Here is a 20,508-nt window from a genome sequence, read left to right as displayed (position 1 = left end):
CTTTTATTATCTATTGTAAATAAGGAAACAATTAAATATATGCAATATGCACAAAGTGTTGTTCGATTTGAATAACAAAAATACCTCATAGAGATATATCCTCTATAAGGTATTTCCAGAATAAATATTTATTTTTCAAAAATTGTTCCTTTTTTGAAACTTGAACCCTTAAACGCATACTTCGATAGAAGGTAGTAAGCTATTCCAGCTACTACTACACCAATTATCCATGCCAGCTCTACCTCTATAAACGCAGCTGCCGCTCCGATAAACATCGCAAGCAAACCTGCTGGATTATACCCAGCATAAGGACCTTCTTCATTGTATAAGTCATTAACATCTACTCGCTGTTTTCTTAGAATATAATATTCGACTAAGAGTATGGAAATCACCGGTCCTAAAAACGCTGAATAGATAAGAACAAACATATTCAGACCTGTAGCCGATGACTCTTGAATAAGCACCCAAGGGAATGCAATTAGAGCAAGCAATCCTGTTATAGTTACTGAAGCTTTATATTTAAGTTTTGTTAGCAATGTAATTACGTATGCTGGTGGTACAACGTTCGCTACCATATTTGTTGCAATTACTGTTAATACGATAAATGCTGATACACCTACAGAAATATAAGGATTATCAATAACGATCGGAAGTGCCATAGCAGGATTCGTTACACCTGTTGCGGAAGCCAACATCGCTCCAATTACGATAACAAAGCCATATGCAAGCGTGATTGGTGTAAAATATAATAATCCACGTTTCTTATTACTTATACCTGTTTTCAATTCTCTAGAATAGTCTGCGGCACTAACAAAAATACCTGCATAATTCCCTAAAAAGACCATGATAAGACCGAAGAACGGTAATCCCCATGAACCTTTAGCATGAATCCAAGTTTGAGATATTTCCGTGCTATGATTTGCTACAAGAAGACCAAACACGTAAATAAGTCCTATCATGAAAACAATAGAAGCGAATGTCTCTACCCATTTAATTGCATGGAAACCAAATAGCGATATAACGATTTGAATTAATTGAAGTACGACGAAACAAATAAATATGTTATCAAATGATCCATCTGTAACGATCTTCGCTATTTCATTTAAGGCTGTACCGCCAATCCAGCTTTGAATTCCGTACCAAACAATGGCAGGTATCCCACGTAATAATGAAGAAATTACTGTACCTTTTGTTCCGAATGACATTCTAAGTTGTACAACGTATGGCACACCTTTTTTATAACCTAGACGGTCATTTAACGCGAAAATAGTTGAAATGATCCCAATTGAAATTAGTGCCGCTAATATTGTTTGGAATATATTTAACGTTGCGATTCCAGCTACAATTACACTAGCCCCTAACGTCATATTCCCAATGTTGACCCCGTCGCCCATCCACATGAAAACATAATCTCGTGGTTTAACGGTTCTATCCTTATCCGATTTCGGATGTAACGATTCATCCAATTTCGTGATATGTTGAATCTGTGTCTCTTTTGTATCAAAACTTTCATTTGCAGACATATGTCATCCTCCTTTTTATTGCATGATTTATTTTAAGCTACGTTTAATTTTTGACGATAAATAATAGTTTAACCTGTTACTATATAATTATTACACTATACCTAGTGTTTGCATTTGGAATGATAAATTATTTTCCGCATAAGGCAGCTTCACTTTAATTAGTTAAATAATCTCGAGTCACATTGGATCAACTTTACTATATCCTCTCGAAAACGTTTTCACGATGAACATTTCTTATTATACATAGCTTACTTAAAGAGGTCTTTATGTCTATTGAACAAAATGTACAACCCTTCGCTATATACAGTGCATAACAATTGTTCACGCAGTAGCTTATTTGAACAATTGTTTGTACACTTTGAACAATATTTTTTTCCTATACTCATATAAAAATAAAATATAAAAAGTGGAAAGTTGATAATTCCAAAAAGTATAGTGTCTTCATTTTTTTCTTAAAAGAAAAGCACTGGATTTTTTACCAGTGCTTTTTGAATAGAGAGGCTGATTCTATCAAAACTCTCTTAAATAGTTATCCATTTCTCTTAGCAATCAATTCAATCTCCACTTCCGCACCTAGTGGCAATGCTAATACTGCCACACAAGTCCTAGATGGGAAAGGATTATTAAAGAAAGTTTTATATACCTCATTCATAGCAGAAAAATTATCCATATCGGTTAGATATACATTCACTTTCACTACATCTTCATGTGTTAGATTTGCCGCTTCTAAAACTTCAAATAAATTGGCAAAGCATTGTTTTGTTTGCGCGGCAATATCTCCTCGCAAGTTTTCTCCTACTGCCGCATTCATTGCCGTCTGACCCGATAAAAAAATAAAGTTATCTGCTTCTACCGCATGTGAATATGGACCTGATTCTGTTACATTTTTTGCACTATATGTCTTTCTAGCCATGTTATAACACTCCTAATCTTTTTTAAATAGTAATACTTAATACTTATGAATTTTTTCTCGTTCAAGGAGTTCGGTAATCTTTAATCCAATTTGGACTAATAACATTTCCTCTGCATCATCAAAATTCATTCCTGTTATTTCCTTGATGCGTTCAATACGATAGACAGCTGTTTTATGGTGGATAAAAAGAAGTTGAGCTGCTTTTGTTGCATTCTGATTGCATTGTAAAAAAACTTTTAATGTAGTTAACAAATCTGTTTTATTTGCTTGTTGATAATTTAACAGGTTTTGTAAAGACGGTGGAATAAAAGTCTTTAACAATTCGGAATTAGTGAAATGACCCAGCATTCTAAAGACCCCTAATTCAGAAAAAGAAGTGATGAATTCTTTACCATTTAAAACCTCACCAAATTCCAACGCATCTTGAGCCTTAATATAACTTTCCGAAATGTTATTTATATGTTCTGATAAAGTTCCAATCCCAACTTGGATATTTATTTCGCTATCTTGTTTTTTCACCAAATCTAAGATAATTGATATTCTTTCTTTTATCTTGATCAACCATTCAACATCTTTTATATCAGCTCTCCAAAGAACTACTTTTAGACCACTTTTACTACCTATAATCGCATTGGGCAGATACTGATAAATAGCTTCGTGAAGCAATGTCTCTTCTTTACCATTAGAAATTCCTCGTTTTACTTGTTTCGACGAGGTAGATTCATTACTTTTGCTAATTTTGAATAAGACAACTGCAAATGCTCCTTCTATATCCCAACCAATTAAGTTGGCATCCTGGTATAGAATATTGGAAGGTAATTTCCCTTCTATTAACTGCTCCAGTAAATCATTTTTAAATCGCTTGTCTACTTCTGCTACAGCAAATTTTTTAACTAATTCAAGTGAAAGCGAGGTTGCAGCATTTTCAACTGCAATAAAATCAAGCTCTTCCAAGGGTTTATTCATTTCTCCAATTAATAGGTATGTTTTTATATGATTAATGGTCTCAATGGGAACGACTATTTGATGTCCGATTTTCTCATTTGGTTCAAGGTACTTTACGATTTGACGGTAATGAGGAAACTTCATCTCTTCAGTTTTGACAAAGTGATAATTTTTTTCAACGATTTCGAAATTAGTTAGAGCAGGAAATGTGGAAGCTAAACAAAAGAAATTTCGGTCAAATAAGGCTACAGGATTTCCAATTAGTTTTTCTAATGTCTCAATAATTTTTTCCTGACTTTCGTCAGCCAACGATAGTGCTGTAAACTGGTCATGGATTTCTTTATAATATTGAAGCTTTTTTACTTGAGTATTCAAAATCTCTTCCATTACAGGATACATTATATCAACATAAGGAACTTCTTTGGGAATTTGTATGATCGGCAACTTACACTTTTCCGCTTCGTCGATTATGGACTGTGGAATTTCTTTTACAAAACGATGATTTTTAATCACTAAGGCACTAACTTCTTTTTCAGCTAACTTCACAATAAATTGCTTTTGCTCCTGTTCGTTAAAGAAACGGATAGGATATAAACTTGTTAAAATTAGTTCTCCACCTTTTAACCAATCCGTAATATCCGGAGCTTCCATTATAGTAGAACCTTTTACAACTTTATGCAAATATTGTTCCCCACTTAAAACAACTGCCTTTTGGAGGGAAGATAATTTCAAAACATCTTTAACACGAATTTCCATATAACTCCCTCCCCTCTCCTAGAATAAGTGCAGAGAAATGTCTCAGCTCTTTGTAATCCTTTCTTGCCACTTACTCATATTATATAATTTTTTTATGCTCTTGGAAAATTGCCATTTTCATAAACTATCTCCCCGTTTACAATAGTGGTCATTACTTTGCCTTTGAATTGCATCCCTACATAAGGAGAATGTTGATGACGATAGAACAAGTCTTCATTTTCTAATCTAAAGCTTGCATCTAAATTAACAATTGCGAAATCTGCATCATAACCAACGGCAATATCTCCTTTATTAGATAAACCAAAGATTTTCGCAGGATTTTTTGCCATTAAAGTAACAATCTTTTCCAAAGGTAAATTACGCTTTGCATAGCCTTCTGTCAGCATAACATTAAATGTAGATTGTGCTCCAGAAATACCGCCCCACCCTTCGAAATAGTTATCTGTAATAGTTTTCATGGAAGCGGGCGCCGGTGAATGGTCTGAGGAAATTACATCAATTTCACCATTAGCAACTGCCACCCATAAATCCTCTAACTCATCTTCATCCCGTAAAGGAGGGGCGCATTTTGCCAGACCACCTTTTTCTTCTAAGTCTTTAACAGTTAAGGATAAATAATGTCCGCATGTTTCGACGGTCACATCTACGCCTCTTCGTTTTGCCTCCTCCACTACTTGAACTACTTTTCTGCTACTTGCATGGACGATATGCAATCTACATCCTGTTGCTTCAGCATAAGAAATAATTCTTCGCACAGCTTCTATTTCAGAAATAATCGGTCTCGATTCAACATAATCACGTGCTGATGTCTTCCCTTCTTGCAGTTTCTTCGTTGCTAGCTGTTCACAAATTACGGTGCTTTCCGCATGAACAGCAAGTAGGGAACCAAGAGAGGCAATTTCTTTCATTCCTTTATAAAGAGTCACATCATCAGCATGATGAAAATCTTCTATACCACTTGGCGACATAAAGGCTTTAAAGCCGATAACACCATTGTTATGAAGTTCCTTTAAATTTTCAATATTCTCTGGTACTAACCCGCCCCAAAAGTTCGGATTTATAACAGCCTTTTCTTCAGATAATTTTCTTTTTAAGTCTAAGCTTTCTTTATTTATTGTAGGTGGTGTACTGTTTAAAGGCATATCAAAATAAGTAGTTACTCCACCAGCAGCCAAACTTTTGCTGCCTGTTTCAGCGCCTTCCCATTCTGTTCTTCCAGGTTCATTAAAATGTACATGGGAATCTATTAAGCCTGGGAAAACATGAAGTCCTTTTGCGTTTATTTCTTTTGTAGCTTTTGCATTAATTCCTTCGTCATCTGATATTTCGGTAATTCTGCCATCCTTAACCGCAACATCTCCTTTGACAACTGATTCCGAGGTTACAATATACCCGTTTCTAATTATTAAATCGTAATTTTTCATGATTATTGCTCCCCTTTCTTAGTAACTATGGCCCCTCAGATTACATCTGTGAATGCTCGCATATAGATAAAATTTCCCTAAAAAGAAGTAGCGCAAACATAAAAGCAACTAGTGCATTTCCCAGAGAACAGGCAAATGACAACAGTTGTTGCATCACAATACCTTAACCAAATTCAATTGTTTTCCGCAAACTTGTTATTCGTTCTAAATGACACCGTTCACTACAAAACGCGGATCCTCGTTATTTAATACTTTTACAATGTTTTCTGCAGCCATTACTGCCATCGCATCTCGTGCTTCAAATGTGGCGTTGCCGATATGAGGTGTTAAAACAACATTGTTTAGTTTTTTCAATCCTTCTCCGATTACAGGTTCAAATTCGAATACATCTAGGGCTGCACCTTCAATTGCTTTATCATTTAAAGCCTCTATAAGAGCTGCTTCATCTACAATAGGACCACGTGCACAGTTTATTAAATACGCGGTACTTTTCATCATGTTAAATTGTTTCGCGCTAAACATGTGTTTCATGCTAGGGTTATAGGAACAATTTAGTGTAATAAAATCTGCTTGAGTTAATAATTCATCAAGCGAAACGTATGTTGCATTTACTGATTTCTCTATTTCCTCACTTTTTCGATGTGGACTATAGTATAAAACCTTCATGTCAAAAGCTGCTGCTCTTTTTGCAACGGCTTGTCCTATTTGTCCAAAACCAACAATACCAATTGTTTTTCCAGTCACTTCTCGTCCTCGGAAATAAAGTGGTGCCCAGCCGTTGAATCCCACTGTTCTGCATACTTCATCACCCTCTACTACCCTTCTTGCAACCGCCAACAATAAAGCTATCGTTAGATCTGCAGTTGCAGCAGTGGAGGCAATCGGTGTATTTGTAGTGGGGATTCCTTTAGATGCTGCATAGTCAAAATCAATATTATTAAATCCCGCACCATAATTTGCGATAATTTTCAAGTTGGGAGCTATATCAATAATGTCTTTTGTGACAGGTGTTGATAATAAACTTAATAGGGCATCCTTATCTTGAATGCGTTCTTTTAATTCTTCTTCAGAAATTAATGTTTCACCAGGAAATACTTCTACCTCATGCTTTTCTATTAACAAGTCTAATCCCTTTTGCGGAATTTCTCCGGCAACTAAAATTTTGGCCATTCTAAAACACACTCCTCAATATTTTTATAATAGAAGAATTATCATTTCCTAACAATTAGTTATTCCCTAATTCCACTCTTTTAAAGATAGGAAACGTCTAGCAAGCGCTTTCAATAAATATTTTACTTGTTATTCTTCTATAAGAAGAAGACACAGTTAATTATATATAGAGAAAAAAGGAGATACATTTGCCGATTCAGATAAAAACGACTATGTGCTTTTAGCAAAAAGAGACAAAAGTTATTCCCAATTTACTGCTTTTTTTAGGTCAATTTACTTTTATGATATAATTTAAAAACAATAAATGAACTAGTCCCAAAGACTCGTTAATCATAATGAACAACATAAATTACTTTATAGAAAGTGTGTGTTACAACAAGATGAAAACAACTATTGTTTATAAAATAGGTGAACAATTTGAAATAAAAGCGGATTTTTACCCCACTTCTATCCAAGCCGCTCCTATCATTGTTTATATTCATGGTGGTGGTCTATTTTGGGGATCAAAAGAAGATATGAAAGTGGAGCAGGTTGAACTTTATTTGCAGGCAGGATTTAATGTATTTTCGATCGATTATCGTCTTGCGCCTGAAACAAAGCTTCCTGATATAAAAACAGATATTGCCGATGCACTTTCCTGGCTAAAGGATGAGGGTATAAAACAGTTTGACTATAATCCTGAAAAAATAGCAGTTGTTGGTGGTTCAGCTGGTGGCTACCTTGCACTTTTATCTGGAACATTCGATCTTAAACCGCAAGCAATTGTCTCTTTCTATGGTTACGGTGATATTACTGGGGACTGGGCATCGAAGCCAAGCCCTCACTACAAAAAAATGACAGCAGTTCCAAAAGAACTTGCCGACATGCTCGTATCAAATGAAGTAATTACTGTTGGACCGATTCAAAAACGTTATGCCATCTATATGTATGCTAGACAAAATGGGGAATGGATTAATAAAATTAGCGATATGGACAAGCAACAACTTCTGTCGCTTTGTCCAATTAATTCTGTCGATACGAATTATCCACCAACACTTCTATTACACGGGACAAAAGATGAAGATGTCCCATACGAACAATCCGTATCCATGTCTGAAGCATTAACGAAAGCTGGAGTAGAAAACCAATTGATCACTATTCCAAACGGCAAACATGTATTTGACGACGATTGGAAAAATGCGGATGTGCAACATGCATTTGACGAGGTCATTCAATTTCTAGGAAAGCATCTTCAATAAGAAAGCTAATATAAAAGGAAAGAGGGCTTTCCGCTTCTTTTAGCGGAAAACCCTCTTTCCTTTATTTTATCAAACCTCGTTTTTTATAATTTAAAATGTTTTACTAATTCATTTAGCTCTTCAGCTAATTTTGCTAATTGATCCGATCTTCCAGATACTTCTTCCATAATGCTGCTTATTTGTTGGGAAGATGCAGACGTTTGTTCAACACCTGCTGCAGATTCTTCAGAAACGGAGGCAATTTCTTGAATTGTTCCACTCATCTCCTGTGCATTTGCTGCATTTTCAGCTAAGTTTTCAGCAATAGTCGTAATACTATTTACCATTTCTGAAACAGCTTCGCTAATTCTTCGGAAAGTCTCACCAGTTGATTCGACTTGTGCCTTTCCTTGTTCCACTTCCTTGTACCCACCTTGTAACGATTCAGATACAAGACTCGATTCTTTTTGAATATTCCCTACTATATCAGTTATATCTGCTACAGAATCAGATACTTGTTCTGCAAGCTTTCTTACTTCATCAGCTACTACTGCGAACCCCTTACCATGTTCACCAGCCCTTGCAGCTTCGATTGCAGCATTTAGGGCTAGAAGATTAGTTTGGTCACTAACATTCTTAATCACGGTTACTAAATTGGAAATTTCTTGTGACTGTTTGTCTAACCCCTGAACTTTATCGACTGAATCCCGCACAATTTTATCGATTTTTTCCATCTGAATAATGGAGTTTTTCATTAACTCAGAACCATCTTTCGTCATATTTAAAACTACTTTTGAATTTGCTTCTATACGGTAACCATTTTCATTTGCTTCTTGAACTTTATCGGCAAAATTATTCATACCATGCGATAAATCACTCGCATTATTGGCTTGAGTTTCTGATCCAGTTGCTAATTCCTGCATGGTAATTGCAACTTGTTCCGATCCCATTCTTACCTCTTTTGCGGATTGGGTCAGTTCTTCACTTTGAGTACTTACTGTTGCAGAAACTGTATTAATTTGACTTACTATATCTCGCAAATTCTGATTTAATTGGTTTGTAGATGTCACTAATTGACCTATTTCATCTTTAGACGTTGATTGTAATTCTTCTTGACTGAGATTACCTAGAGCCAGTTGCTCCATTACTTTTGTAACATGAGGAATTTCTCTTAACATACGTTTTAATAGGATAAATACTAAAATAATAAGGATTAAACAAGCAATACTAAAATATAAACCCATCATGGATGTAAAAGTTTTAAGACTACTTAATGCTTCGTCTTGCTTTATAGATGTTCCAACTGACCAATTAGTTGTTGGAACTGGTGAATACCCGATATATTCTAATTCACCATTTACTTGTGTTAATTCTAACCCTTTTTTACCCTCAACCATTTTCTGACCTACATTTCCTATCTCGCCAGAAAGTGATTGAAGTTTTTGTTCCAGTATTAACTCACTGTTTGGATGATATAGTACGGTCCCGTCATGAGAGAGTAAAAATGAGTATCCATTTTCGCCCATTTTATAAGACTGCATTAATTGCGGTAATTCATCTAAAAATATGTCTATCGCAACGATACCAACTGTATTTCCGCCTTCTTTAATTGGTTTCATAGCGCTTAAAATCATTTTGCCAAATACTTCATCCATATATGGCTCAGTAAAATATACATCATCTTCCTTTACGGCCTGTTCATACCATGGCCTGCTTTTTATATCGAAGCTTGGATCCGATACTACATTATTACTTCCAACCAGAAAATTGGACTTGTCACTCGCAATCCAAACCATTGCTATAGCATCATCTATTTTAACAATCTCATCAAGTGATTTTAAAACCCCTTCATAATAGGGATTTGTTGTTGCTTCATCCCTTGATTTAGCTGTATTCAAGTATTTTAGGATTTCCTGGTTTGTTGCAACTTGCTTTACAATCGTTCCTTTATCTGCAAACATACTATTAACTTGATCAGCGATTGCTTCACTTTTTGTTGATACATTTTCTTCTACACTTTGAACTAATATTGATTTTGTATATGAGTTTATTAAAAACCCTGTAATTGAAAATACAATGATGATAGCTATAAAAAGAGTAACAGCTACTTTTATGGAAATACTATTTTTTACCCAAGAAAACAAGTTTGCTTTCGTTTCATTTTTTACCATTAATATATTCCTTCCATACATAAATTTATACTTTGCAGTAAATCTTTCATATTAATTATACTTGATTTTCCAAGTCTTTAGCATTATTAATTTGAAGTTCTTTTGTACTATATTTTATATATATTGACGGAAAACTTAACTATAATAACTGAAACTTGTCTTGATTCTGATAATAAAAAACAAGTTTTTTAGTCTTTTAATAATTAATGTTAATTGAGTTTTTATATTTTCCACTAACCTGTCCGTCAGTTTAAATGTAATATTCCATTATCTGAAATGCTCAAAATCAGAGAACTTCAAAATTTGTTGAAGTTCCCTCTTGCTTAAAGGTAACAAGTGGTGTCTCGTCGAATATAATAAATTAGCCATCCTAAAGGGAGGCAATTTTATGTTTCTAGGATGCCTTTTAACGATAGTTTGCCAAATTACTTAGGACTGTATTCGTCGTTTATTGCTGTTTGAAACTAACATATGCCTTGTTTGGAGTTTCCTAGTTGATATTTATAGAATTTAAGTATTAGGTGAAAAGAGGAAAAAAATGAAAACAAAATGGCTTTTGAGTAGTAGTGCTGTGGTGATGGGTTTGTTGGGGTTGGCAGGAACCTTTATTCCTGAAGAAATTTCAAAAATATTAGAGATTGACTCTTCACCTATCGTTCCGATTTTTCTGCAAATAATCGGAGGACTATATTTAGGGTTCGCAATGTTGAATTGGTTTACACGCTCTGCCCTGATCGGCGGCATCTATAACAAACCTGTCGTATTGGGAAATCTGATACATTGCATCGTTGTCTTTTTTGCCCTATTCCGGCAGTTGGCGGAGCAGTTTCATTTCATATCCGTTATTTTGACAGTAGTTTATCTTGGATTTGCCGTCTGGTTTACATTGGTTCTGCGCTCGAATCCTTTAAGCAATCAATCAAAAGTGTCTGTCTAACGCATAGTAAACGGGAATTTATATCGAGATCTCTCTTTTTATGTTCACTATGCTGAACTAGACTAGACTATTGAGCAACCATAAGTATATTAAAACGACAAAAATTCCTACTTTTATATTGAAAGAAGGAATTTTTCTTTTTATCAAGCAGTTAGGGGGAAGCTTATCATAATAAAGGCTTTATCTTTGTAAAATTGGAACGTCAATGTGGTTATCCCATTATTATTAAGACAGTACAAAACAGAATGGCAAGGTTGCTTAGGATTGCAAACCTAAACCCAGAGTTAACACCACATTCATTAAGGCATACGCATACTTCACTGCTTGCCGAAGCTGGTGTTTCACTCGAACAAATTATGGACAGACTCGGACATTTCGATGATCAAATCACAAAAAATGTCTATCTAACTTTTATTTATTCCGCTATTATTTTGTTATTTATTAATACTTAAATCGGCTACATGATTACAATACTATATCTTTTAGTTAATAGTTGATTTGTACAAAAAGATGAGCTTGGAAAAGTATTTCCAAGCTAATCTTTTGCTGTCTTTTTTTACTAAAGCACTAGTTTGTTTAAGTGGAACTGTTCACAAATTATAAACAGTGGTTTAAGTTTTGCTTAAATCGGATAACGCCTGTTCCTTACCATCTAACATCAAGGTAACTATTGTCATAAAATCTTCAGCTCCAATTTCAAAATGACCTCTTCGGAATGTAAACCCCCAATTGCTATTTCCACGCGTAAAAGTGAGCTGGTTTAACAACAATGCAATCTTAACTTCTCTACAAGGAATATAACGAATATCTCTTCGAAATTGTACAAACGACTCCGATACCTGATGTTTGTAGGCACCGTTGTCCGTGACCTGACCAATAGCAGTAAATGCTTGGTGTGGCTTGCCTTTAGACATCTCTGTGCGAGGAGAATAGTATATCAACCAATCACCTGGAGACATTTGACGCAAAGGCGATGCCTTACCGTGACACAGCTGTGCAAACCCACCTTCTATGGCTAAATTTACATGAGAAGCGGATACAATGCCAATCCAATATCTGCTGTTCTGAATTGTTATATTCGACATGACGCATCCCTTTACTTTTCAAATTCTAAACTCGTTTTCAACCGATCCAATTGTAAAAAATGATGTCTGTAATGCATTTCAATCAACAAAAACCACTCCTGCCCGTTTAATGCACCGAACGCCGGATGAAGTATCTTGTTACTTACGGTTGCTTGATGTAGAACTGACTCCATATTCCTCATCCGTTCCACTACACTGTGAAGTCCTTCTATCAAATGCTCCATGCTCTCGGGTGGTTGCGGAGTATAATTCGGCGAAGCAGGGACCTTAATACGAACGGCAGGAAATTGTTGTAGATTAAAAACAACCTTACCCTGCTCAGTTTTTTCCTTCGCTGGATTCAATGTCGATTCGCTGCCAACTAAACATTGCTCGACATTATGCAGATGCATGAAAGCTGATTGAATTAAATGTACATACATCTGTCCAATGGACCATTCTTCCTCGTTCACCTTTCTATGTAATTTCTCCATATTGAGTTTTTTCAGTTCTGCCAAATATCTTTCTACTGTAAATTCAAATGACTTCAATACTTCCATTGTACTTCTCATCCTTCAAGCAACTCCTCTTCATCTTGGTATAGTCACAGTATACAAAAACACTACTGACAGGTGTATGTCAGTAGTGTTCTAAAATATTTTTCGCTACTTCTCGAATCTTGAAGCGTAAAGACTTCGGTTCAATCACCTCGATATCTCCGCCCCAGCCAAGTAAATAATGCATTAGTTCCTCCGGATACCGAACACGAAATTGAAAGAATACATCCTCCTTACGCTCTTCAATGGATTCAATATAAAAATTAACTTCCTCTATGATCTTGTCGACAATTTTGGGATTTGCCCTAATTAAGATTCTTTCGTCTCGATTGTCAGGAGGCCGATAGCTACTTAGGTCAAAATCATTTGGTAGAAGAAATTGATCCTCCAACACAGACAGTTCAGTCATCCGGGACAAGCGAAAATGACGTATGTCTTGCCTCATATCGCAGTGTGCGATTAAAACCCAATTTTCATGGACCAGTGTTAATCCATATGGAGAGACCACACGCCTATTTTTCCGATTCCCATCTGTTTCTGGCATTTTTTTGATATACATAAAACTGATTTTGCACTGTTTTAAAATTGCGTCACGAACTTGATTAAGATACGTTTTTACCATCTCTCCAGTTGATGGCTCACTTACATGAAGCAGTCGCATTGTTTCTCGAACAAGTGTTGACTCTTTACGCACTGATTCCGACAAAGTAGCCTCGATTTTGCGTTTAGCAGACTTTGCATAAATACCGTAATCTGTATCCAACTTTTGTTCTATAAAATCAGCTCCCATGAGCAGGGATACGGCCTCTTCTGCTGTGAAACTAACCGGGGGCAGAAAATATCCTTCCATTAAGGAATAACCCCGGCCTGGGGAGCCTAAAATTGGAACCCCAGCCTCACTTAGTGCTTGAATATCCCGATATATCGTACGCACACTTGCCTCAAATTGAGAAGCTAAATCTTCTGCCCTCAGCGTTTTGCTTCGCTGTAATTCAAGCGTGATTGCAAGCTGCCGCTCAGTTTTGTTCATTTTTTCTTTCCTCCACAATCTCAGCATTCAAAAATGTATTAATTCAATCATAGTGCCTGCCCAATAGTAGAATAGCAGCGGGTAGATCTCTAAAAGAGATTCCGCTTCGCAATGTATTCGGGATAAATCCTTGGAATCATTTGTCTGCCCCATAAAAATGCCAAAGTTCGCTTAAAATCATAGTACAACCTCCTATTAGAGCATTTAATAATAGTTTGATTCTATTAAGAGATTTTAAACGGCTATTCAGCTAGAGTTTTCCGTTAGCAGCTCTCATGTATTCATCCATGTTTTCACTAATTCTCAACTTAACAAATTCTGCAGCAAAATTAATCATCCCTAACCTCAATTTGCAGATTTATTTCTTATAATATCATAAAAAGTTTTGTACTAAACGTTAGTAATAGGTAAGCATTTGAAGTTATCTTCAGCTTTTCCCTTATTCCAATTATAAGTTACAAGTGACTCTTATTGATTTGGGTTATTTGATTGTTTCTAACATCGATTCCGTGATGCCCAAAGTTTTAATGAGTGTATTCGCCTTAGGTGGCGTGTTGTTAGGGTGTTCATATTTACCGATAGGTTTAAGACGATTGTACATAGATGCACCTATTTCGTAGGCTAGTCGTGAGAACGCTAAGTTGACGTGAGTAGCTCTATTAAAATAATTATGTAACCCTAAGACAAAACTATTAGAGCGCATGGCATTTTAAGTAGTTGGAGATGTTTGAATTATTTCTAACCGTTTCTTTGCATCTGCCTTAATTCTCCCCTTATTTTTATAAACCAAAATGTAAATGTGGAGCTAGTTGGGCTTACATGATTTGCTGAGGCAGGTGTCAGTCTCCCACAGATAATGGAACGATTAAGTCACAAAGATGAAGACACGACAAAAAAAGTATATTTGCATGTGACAAAAGAGATGAAAAAAGAGGCTTCCCAAAAGTTCAAAGAACTCATGGAAAACCTCTAATTCAGACCTATATTCAAGAAAATGTTACTCTTTTGTTACCCAACGGTTATTTTCTAAGTAGATAAAAGTCTTTAACCCCAAACTGTATAGGGTTTTAAGCTGTTGTTTACATCATGCCGCCCATTCCACCCATATCAGGCATACCGCCCATTGGTGCGCCGCCTTTTTCTGGAAGGTCTGCTACTACTGCTTCTGTCGTTAAGAATAATGCAGCTACAGATGCAGCGTTTTGAAGAGCTGAACGAGTTACTTTAGTTGGATCTACGATACCAGCGTCGATCATGTTTACCCATTCGCCGTTTGCTGCGTTGAAACCAGTACCGATTTCTTCGCGTTTTAGACGGTCAACTACGATTGAGCCTTCTAAACCAGCGTTGTTAGCGATTTGACGAACTGGCTCTTCCAATGCACGAAGTACAATTTTTAGACCTGTTGCTACGTCGCCTTCTTGTGTAGCTGCAACTTCTGCTACTTTGTTGTATACGTTTACTAATGCAGTACCACCACCAGATACAATACCTTCTTCAACCGCTGCACGAGTTGCGTTAAGTGCATCTTCAATGCGAAGTTTGCGTTCTTTTAGTTCTGTTTCTGTTGCCGCTCCAACTTTAACTACTGCGACACCACCTGCTAGTTTAGCTAAGCGTTCTTGTAGTTTTTCTTTGTCAAATTCAGAAGTTGTATCTTCTAATTGAACACGGATTTGGCCGACACGGCTTGCAATGCGTTCTGAATCTCCGTTACCTTCTACAATTGTTGTATTGTCTTTTGTTACAACAACTTTTGTAGCGCGACCAAGTTGTGTAATGTCAGTAGATTTTAGCTCTAATCCTAAATCTTCTGTAATTACTGTTGCACCTGTTAAGATGGCAATATCTTCTAGCATAGCTTTACGACGGTCTCCGAATCCTGGAGCTTTAACAGCTACAGCATTGAATGTTCCGCGAAGTTTATTTAAAACTAGCGTAGCTAATGCTTCCCCTTCTACATCTTCAGAAATTAGTAAAAGTGGTTTGCTTTGTTGTACAACCTGTTCAAGCACTGGAAGGATTTCTTGGATGCTTGAAATCTTTTTATCTGTGATTAAGATATATGGATTGTCTAAAATAGCTTCCATTTTATCAGAGTCTGTTACCATATAAGGAGATGCATATCCACGATCGAATTGCATACCTTCTACTACATCAAGCTCTGTTGTAAAACCTTTAGACTCTTCGATTGTAATAACTCCGTCGTTTCCAACGCGTTCCATAGCCTCAGCGATCAATTCGCCAACTTCTGAATCCCCAGAAGAGATAGCAGCAACTTGTGCAATTGAGTCTTTACCTTCGATTTGTTTTGAAATTGTTTTTAACTCTGTAATTGCCGCAGCAACTGCAAGGTCAATTCCTTTACGGATTCCGACAGGATTAGCTCCAGCCGTTACGTTTTTCAAGCCTTCACGAATCATTGATTGTGCTAAAACAGTAGCAGTCGTTGTACCGTCACCAGCAATATCATTTGTTTTAGATGCAACTTCTGCAACTAATTTTGCACCCATGTTTTCAAATGCATCATCTAATTCAATATCTTTTGCAATTGTTACACCGTCATTCGTAATAAGTGGTGAACCGAATTTCTTTTCTAGAACGACATTACGTCCTTTTGGTCCAAGCGTTACTTTTACAGCGTCTGCAAGTTTATCAACCCCACGTAACATTGCACTACGAGCGTCTTCACTGAATTTAATTTCTTTTGCCATGTTTATTTACCTCCCAATTATTGTCTCGTTTTTTATTTGATCCAACTCCAGCGCCTTGCCTGTCGGGACAGACATAGGCGTTTGCACATTTCTAATTAGCCTATTACAGCTAATACATCGCTTTCGCGTAATATTAAATATTCATTGCCTTCATATTTTACTTCTGTGCCTGCATATTTAGAGAAGATAATGCGGTCTCCTTCTTTTACGTCCAATTCTACGCGAGTGCCGTTATCAAGTACTCGTCCAGAACTTACAGCAACTACTTTCCCTTCCTGTGGCTTCTCTTTAGCAGAGTCTGGAAGAACGATGCCGAATGCTGTTTTTTCTTCTACTTCGATTAATTCGATTACGATACGATCACCTAATGGTCTTAACAAGTGAAACTACCTCCCTAAAATAGTAAAATTCAATATTATTAGCACTCTTACTCATCGAGTGCTAACACACTTATTATAATAATTAATTACAGAACATTTTGCAAGTGAGAAGATTATCTTTTTGTTTATTTTCGTTTTTCCTTTACAATGGAAAGAGAAGTGTTATTCAGAAAGGAATTAAATAAGATGAAACAACAAAAAACAGGCTTGTATGTATTAATAATATACTGTGTCATGCAACTTTCAGGAGCTGTTTTTGCACCGCTTCTTTATAAACTTTTTCAAACCAAGGACGCAAAAGATCCAGCTCTTTTAGCATCAGGATGGTGGGTGTTTATAAGCATGTGCTTAGCTACTCTCCTGACTCTCCTCCTAGTTAAAAAAGATAATTCTTTTTTACGTCCATTAAAAGGAAATCCATCTCCTCTGTTGCCGACAATCGGATGGGGTATTCTTGGGTTTTTCTTAGTTTTGCTTGGTCAAGGTATCGCAGCTAATATTGAATTAAAATTAGGAGTAGAACAGGGCTCTCAAAATACTGCAGATTTCATAGAAATTGCACATGCTGTACCATGGGCTATATTCTCAATCGTTCTATTTGCACCAATCTTAGAAGAACTAATTTTCCGTCGCATCATCTTCGGTTCATTACTTCCAAAAACAAATTTCTTTGTAGCTGCATCCGTCAGTGCCATTGCTTTTGGGATTATTCACTTTGAATTTACACATATCCTACTTTATGCGGTATCTGGTTTTATATTTGCTTTTATTTATTATAAGACGAAACGCATTATCGCATCTATGATTTCCCATATGCTATTAAACGGTTTTGTTGTGCTCATTCAGTTTTATGGTGGTGCCATTCAACAGTTTCTTGAAAAATATTCTCAAACGCCATAAAGAAAAGCCTTCCACTAAATTAGCGGAAGGCTTTTGTTCATTCATCTGTATGCTCATTTCGGATTAAATAGATTAGTGTTTGTACTTCGACTGATAAATCAATCGTATGCACTCGAATTGAATCTGGGACATTTAACCTTACCGGGGTAAAGTTCAATATGCCTTTTATATCCGTTTTCGCCAACCGATCAGCAACTTCTTGGGCGGAGCGACTTGGAACAGTACATATTACTAATTCAATACCGTGCTCTTTCAATTTTTCTTCCATGACACTTGGATGGAAAACAGGAATATCGCTTTTCATCATTCCTTCTACTGGAGCTTTCGTATCAAAGGCGACAACAATTTTCGTGTTGTGGTTTTTCTGGAAATTGTATTTGAGAAAAGCGGTTCCTAGACTACCTACGCCGATTAGCGCTACATAAGCTGCTTCATCTTGGTCTAGTGTTTTCCGGAAGAATTCCAGTAGAGTCGGGACATCATAGCCGTAGCCTTTTTTACCGAGTGCACCAAAATGAGAGAAATCTCTTCGAATGGTTGCAGAATCGATTTTCATCGCATCACTCAGTTCTTGTGAAGACACCCTTTTATGCCCTGCATTATGAAAGCTTTGGAGAAATCTATAGTATAATGGAAGTCTTTTCGTTGTTGCTTGAGGAATTCTTGGTAGTTCAGGTTTCATTAAAAACCCTCCTAATTTCATTGGAACAAATCGATTTTATATTACTAGACATTTCTTCCATTGTAAAGCTAGAGCGTTGCAACGTACAGCCCTATCTATTACACTTAGGATAGAATTGAGGTGCAATAATCGTGATTGTTTTACAAGTCAATCAAGTAACTAAATCCTTTAATGGTGAAGATATATTAACAAGTGTAAAGCTAGAAGTGCAAGACCGCGACCGTGTTGCATTAGTCGGACGTAATGGCGCAGGTAAGTCTACTTTACTTAAAATAATTGCCGGAGAAATGTCTTATGATTCGGGTGATATTATTATGCCGAAGAACGTTCGCTTAGGCTATTTAGAACAGCATGCGGGACTCGAATCGAAACTAACGATATGGGAAGAAATGAAATCCATCTTTAGTCATTTAATCGACTCTGAAAAAGAGCTACGATCCCTAGAGGCGCAAATGGCCGACCCAACTGTTTATGAAAATTCTGAAGCCTATGCACGTGTAACAGCTGCTTACGATGAACTGCAGCTGGCTTTTAATGAAGCTGGGGGCTACCGATTCGAATCGGACATTCGTTCTATTTTACATGGCATGCAGTTTTTTCCCGAAGACTATGACAAGCCTGTTCAAGCTTTATCAGGTGGGCAAAAAACGAGACTCGCTCTCGCAAAAATGCTCTTAAGTAAACCAGACTTGCTTATTCTCGATGAGCCTACAAACCATTTAGATATTCAAACCCTAAGCTTTTTGGAAAACTACTTAAAAAATTACGATGGTGCCATTTTAATCGTTTCCCATGATCGGTACTTTTTAGATCAAGTGGTGAACTTTGTCTATGAGGTCTCTCGCCACAATGTTTCTAGATATGTTGGAAATTATAGTTCGTATCTCGAGCAAAAAGCGAAAAATTATGAGCTTGATAAAAAGAAGTACGAAAAACAGCAAGAGGAAAAGGCAAAATTAGAAGACTTTGTTAACAAAAATTTAGCACGAGCATCTACGACGAAAATGGCTCAGTCCAGACGTAAGGTCATCGAGAAAACAGATTGGATGGATGCACCGGATGGCGATGAAAAGTCAGCTTCTTTTGGTTTTACGATTGATCGACCAAGTGGAAATGACGTATTACGTCTAGAAGAAGTTTCTGTTGGATATCCAAACAAAACGGTTTCATCGAATATCTCGTTTTCCGTTTATAAACAAGATAGAATTGCTCTTGTAGGGCCAAACGGGGTTGGTAAATCTACCTTACTGAAAACACTTATGAAACAACTAGAAAGTGCGGCTGGGAAGATTCAATACGGAACGAATGTGCAATTTGGATACTACGACCAAGAACAAGCTGCTCTTACTGGCAATAAAACTGCCTTGCAAGAACTTTGGGACGAATGGCCACTGATGAATGAAAAGGATGTCCGCACCGTATTAGGACGTTTCTTATTTACCGGTGATGATGTACAAAAAACAATCGCTACATTATCAGGCGGAGAGAAAGCAAGACTGGCATTAGCAAAACTAATGCTATTAAAAGCAAATACATTAGTCCTCGATGAGCCGACAAATCACTTGGACCTAGACAGCAAAGAAGTATTGGAAAATGCATTACTCGACTTCCCAGGTACGATAATATTCGTGTCTCATGATCGTTACTTTATAAACCGAATTGCCACAAAAGTAATTGAGTTATCTGCTGACAATGCAGTCCTTTTCTTAGGTGATTATGATTACTACTTAGAAAAGAAGCAAGAACTCGAGGAACTCGCTCAAGAAAATGCCGTTGTTGAAAAAACGGTTGTCATAAAAACTAGTACTTCAACAATTGATAAGGAAGCGAAGAAAAAGGAACGTCAGCTCAGACGACAATTAGAAGAATTAGAGAGTCAAATTCCAACTGTAGATGCCGAAATAGCTTCTATTGAAGAGAAACTTTGTGATCCTGAAATATTTCAGAATCACGAAGCAGTGCAACGCTTACAACTAGAGTTAGATATTTGGAAAGAAAAACAGGACATGCTTTCAAATGAATGGCTAGAACTACAAGAGCAGTTAGAAGAACTCGCTCTAACATAAAAAGGACACCCCGAATCGGGTGTCTTTTTTGTTTTAGTGAAATTAAAGAATGTTTGAGT

The 20,508-nt window shown here is 36.5% G+C and carries 15 protein-coding genes and 4 pseudogenes; 6 read left to right on the top strand and 13 right to left on the bottom strand.

Annotated features, from left to right (window positions below):
* Positions 1–128: 128 nt before the first annotated feature.
* The 5 genes from FS486_RS11400 to FS486_RS11380 all read right to left on the bottom strand — a co-directional run bounded on the left by FS486_RS11400 (position 129) and on the right by FS486_RS11380 (position 6,731).
* Entirely contained in the window at positions 129–1,523 is a 1,395-nt protein-coding gene (locus tag FS486_RS11400; protein WP_144511496.1) for an NCS1 family transporter, read from the bottom strand.
* Between the two features lie 529 nt (positions 1,524–2,052).
* Complete coding sequence (locus FS486_RS11395; protein WP_144511494.1) at positions 2,053–2,436, bottom strand: RidA family protein; 384 nt, start codon at positions 2,434–2,436, stop codon at positions 2,053–2,055.
* Between the two features lie 36 nt (positions 2,437–2,472).
* Positions 2,473–4,137, bottom strand: a complete 1,665-nt coding sequence (locus FS486_RS11390; protein ID WP_144511493.1) for a PucR family transcriptional regulator — start codon at positions 4,135–4,137, stop codon at positions 2,473–2,475.
* A 92-nt stretch (positions 4,138–4,229) separates the two neighbouring features.
* Positions 4,230–5,561: an allantoinase gene (locus FS486_RS11385; protein WP_144511492.1), complete on the bottom strand. Its 1,332-nt coding sequence runs from the start codon at positions 5,559–5,561 to the stop codon at positions 4,230–4,232.
* A gap of 204 nt (positions 5,562–5,765) precedes the next feature.
* Complete coding sequence (locus tag FS486_RS11380; protein WP_144511490.1) at positions 5,766–6,731, bottom strand: 2-hydroxyacid dehydrogenase family protein; 966 nt, start codon at positions 6,729–6,731, stop codon at positions 5,766–5,768.
* Positions 6,732–7,111: 380 nt separating this feature from the next.
* Between FS486_RS11380 and FS486_RS11375 the strand changes: the two genes are divergently transcribed.
* Positions 7,112–7,969: an alpha/beta hydrolase gene (locus FS486_RS11375; protein WP_144511488.1), complete on the top strand. Its 858-nt coding sequence runs from the start codon at positions 7,112–7,114 to the stop codon at positions 7,967–7,969.
* Positions 7,970–8,052: 83 nt separating this feature from the next.
* Here FS486_RS11375 and FS486_RS20785 read toward each other — a convergent pair.
* Positions 8,053–8,691 (bottom strand): annotated as a pseudogene (locus FS486_RS20785) (methyl-accepting chemotaxis protein); the annotation flags it as partial.
* 564 nt (positions 8,692–9,255) lie between these two features.
* Positions 9,256–10,119: pseudogene (locus tag FS486_RS20780) on the bottom strand (cache domain-containing protein); the annotation flags it as partial.
* 538 nt (positions 10,120–10,657) lie between these two features.
* On the opposite strand from FS486_RS20780, the gene FS486_RS11365 reads away from it, so the two are divergent.
* Both FS486_RS11365 and FS486_RS11360 read left to right on the top strand, forming a co-directional pair.
* Positions 10,658–11,056 (top strand): multidrug DMT transporter permease, encoded by a 399-nt coding sequence (locus FS486_RS11365; RefSeq protein ID WP_144511484.1) that lies wholly within the window; start codon positions 10,658–10,660, stop codon positions 11,054–11,056.
* Positions 11,057–11,220: 164 nt separating this feature from the next.
* Positions 11,221–11,463: pseudogene (locus FS486_RS11360) on the top strand (tyrosine-type recombinase/integrase); the annotation flags it as partial.
* A 204-nt stretch (positions 11,464–11,667) separates the two neighbouring features.
* Here the strand turns inward: FS486_RS11360 and FS486_RS11355 are convergent.
* From FS486_RS11355 to FS486_RS11345, 3 genes are all read right to left on the bottom strand, one after another.
* Entirely contained in the window at positions 11,668–12,141 is a 474-nt protein-coding gene (locus tag FS486_RS11355; RefSeq protein WP_144511482.1) for an EVE domain-containing protein, read from the bottom strand.
* Between the two features lie 11 nt (positions 12,142–12,152).
* Positions 12,153–12,692, bottom strand: a complete 540-nt coding sequence (locus FS486_RS11350; RefSeq protein ID WP_144511480.1) for a DinB family protein — start codon at positions 12,690–12,692, stop codon at positions 12,153–12,155.
* A gap of 67 nt (positions 12,693–12,759) precedes the next feature.
* Positions 12,760–13,707, bottom strand: coding sequence for a helix-turn-helix transcriptional regulator (locus FS486_RS11345; RefSeq protein WP_144511478.1), 948 nt, complete (start codon positions 13,705–13,707; stop codon positions 12,760–12,762).
* A gap of 826 nt (positions 13,708–14,533) precedes the next feature.
* On the opposite strand from FS486_RS11345, the pseudogene FS486_RS20775 reads away from it, so the two are divergent.
* A pseudogene (locus FS486_RS20775) lies at positions 14,534–14,680 on the top strand (tyrosine-type recombinase/integrase); the annotation flags it as partial.
* 106 nt (positions 14,681–14,786) lie between these two features.
* On the opposite strand, the gene groL reads toward FS486_RS20775, so the two are convergent.
* Both groL and groES read right to left on the bottom strand, forming a co-directional pair.
* Entirely contained in the window at positions 14,787–16,421 is a 1,635-nt protein-coding gene (groL, locus tag FS486_RS11335; RefSeq protein ID WP_144511477.1) for a chaperonin GroEL, read from the bottom strand.
* Between the two features lie 95 nt (positions 16,422–16,516).
* Positions 16,517–16,801 (bottom strand): co-chaperone GroES, encoded by a 285-nt coding sequence (groES, locus tag FS486_RS11330; protein WP_144511475.1) that lies wholly within the window; start codon positions 16,799–16,801, stop codon positions 16,517–16,519.
* Between the two features lie 186 nt (positions 16,802–16,987).
* Here groES and FS486_RS11325 point away from each other — a divergent pair, with 186 nt between their 5' ends.
* Positions 16,988–17,701 carry a CPBP family intramembrane glutamic endopeptidase gene (locus tag FS486_RS11325; protein ID WP_144511473.1) on the top strand — a complete coding sequence of 238 codons (714 nt, stop codon included), beginning with the start codon at positions 16,988–16,990 and terminating at the stop codon, positions 17,699–17,701.
* 37 nt (positions 17,702–17,738) lie between these two features.
* Here the strand turns inward: FS486_RS11325 and FS486_RS11320 are convergent, their stop codons facing one another.
* Positions 17,739–18,383 carry a redox-sensing transcriptional repressor Rex gene (locus FS486_RS11320; RefSeq protein ID WP_144511471.1) on the bottom strand — a complete coding sequence of 215 codons (645 nt, stop codon included), beginning with the start codon at positions 18,381–18,383 and terminating at the stop codon, positions 17,739–17,741.
* Between the two features lie 131 nt (positions 18,384–18,514).
* Here FS486_RS11320 and FS486_RS11315 point away from each other — a divergent pair, with 131 nt between their 5' ends.
* On the top strand, positions 18,515–20,449 hold the full coding sequence (locus FS486_RS11315) for an ABC-F family ATP-binding cassette domain-containing protein (protein WP_144511469.1): 1,935 nt from the start codon (positions 18,515–18,517) through the stop codon (positions 20,447–20,449).
* Positions 20,450–20,508: the final 59 nt, after the last annotated feature.

The organism is Bacillus sp. FJAT-22090, assembly GCF_007676755.1.
GTDB lineage: Bacteria > Bacillota > Bacilli > Bacillales_A > Planococcaceae > Psychrobacillus.
This window is presented reverse-complemented; position numbering and strand designations above follow the sequence as displayed.

Bases quoted from the DNA above. Each gene is read 5' to 3' on its own strand.
- FS486_RS11400 (WP_144511496.1), bottom strand. From the start codon at position 1,523: ATGTCTGCAAATGAAAGTTTTGATACAAAAGAGACACAGATTCAACAT.
- FS486_RS11395 (WP_144511494.1), bottom strand. From the start codon at position 2,436: ATGGCTAGAAAGACATATAGTGCAAAAAATGTAACAGAATCAGGTCCA.
- FS486_RS11390 (WP_144511493.1), bottom strand. From the start codon at position 4,137: ATGGAAATTCGTGTTAAAGATGTTTTGAAATTATCTTCCCTCCAAAAG.
- FS486_RS11385 (WP_144511492.1), bottom strand. From the start codon at position 5,561: ATGAAAAATTACGATTTAATAATTAGAAACGGGTATATTGTAACCTCG.
- FS486_RS11380 (WP_144511490.1), bottom strand. From the start codon at position 6,731: ATGGCCAAAATTTTAGTTGCCGGAGAAATTCCGCAAAAGGGATTAGAC.
- FS486_RS11375 (WP_144511488.1), top strand. From the start codon at position 7,112: ATGAAAACAACTATTGTTTATAAAATAGGTGAACAATTTGAAATAAAA.
- FS486_RS11365 (WP_144511484.1), top strand. From the start codon at position 10,658: ATGAAAACAAAATGGCTTTTGAGTAGTAGTGCTGTGGTGATGGGTTTG.
- FS486_RS11355 (WP_144511482.1), bottom strand. From the start codon at position 12,141: ATGTCGAATATAACAATTCAGAACAGCAGATATTGGATTGGCATTGTA.
- FS486_RS11350 (WP_144511480.1), bottom strand. From the start codon at position 12,692: ATGAGAAGTACAATGGAAGTATTGAAGTCATTTGAATTTACAGTAGAA.
- FS486_RS11345 (WP_144511478.1), bottom strand. From the start codon at position 13,707: ATGAACAAAACTGAGCGGCAGCTTGCAATCACGCTTGAATTACAGCGA.
- groL (WP_144511477.1), bottom strand. From the start codon at position 16,421: ATGGCAAAAGAAATTAAATTCAGTGAAGACGCTCGTAGTGCAATGTTA.
- FS486_RS11325 (WP_144511473.1), top strand. From the start codon at position 16,988: ATGAAACAACAAAAAACAGGCTTGTATGTATTAATAATATACTGTGTC.
- FS486_RS11320 (WP_144511471.1), bottom strand. From the start codon at position 18,383: ATGAAACCTGAACTACCAAGAATTCCTCAAGCAACAACGAAAAGACTT.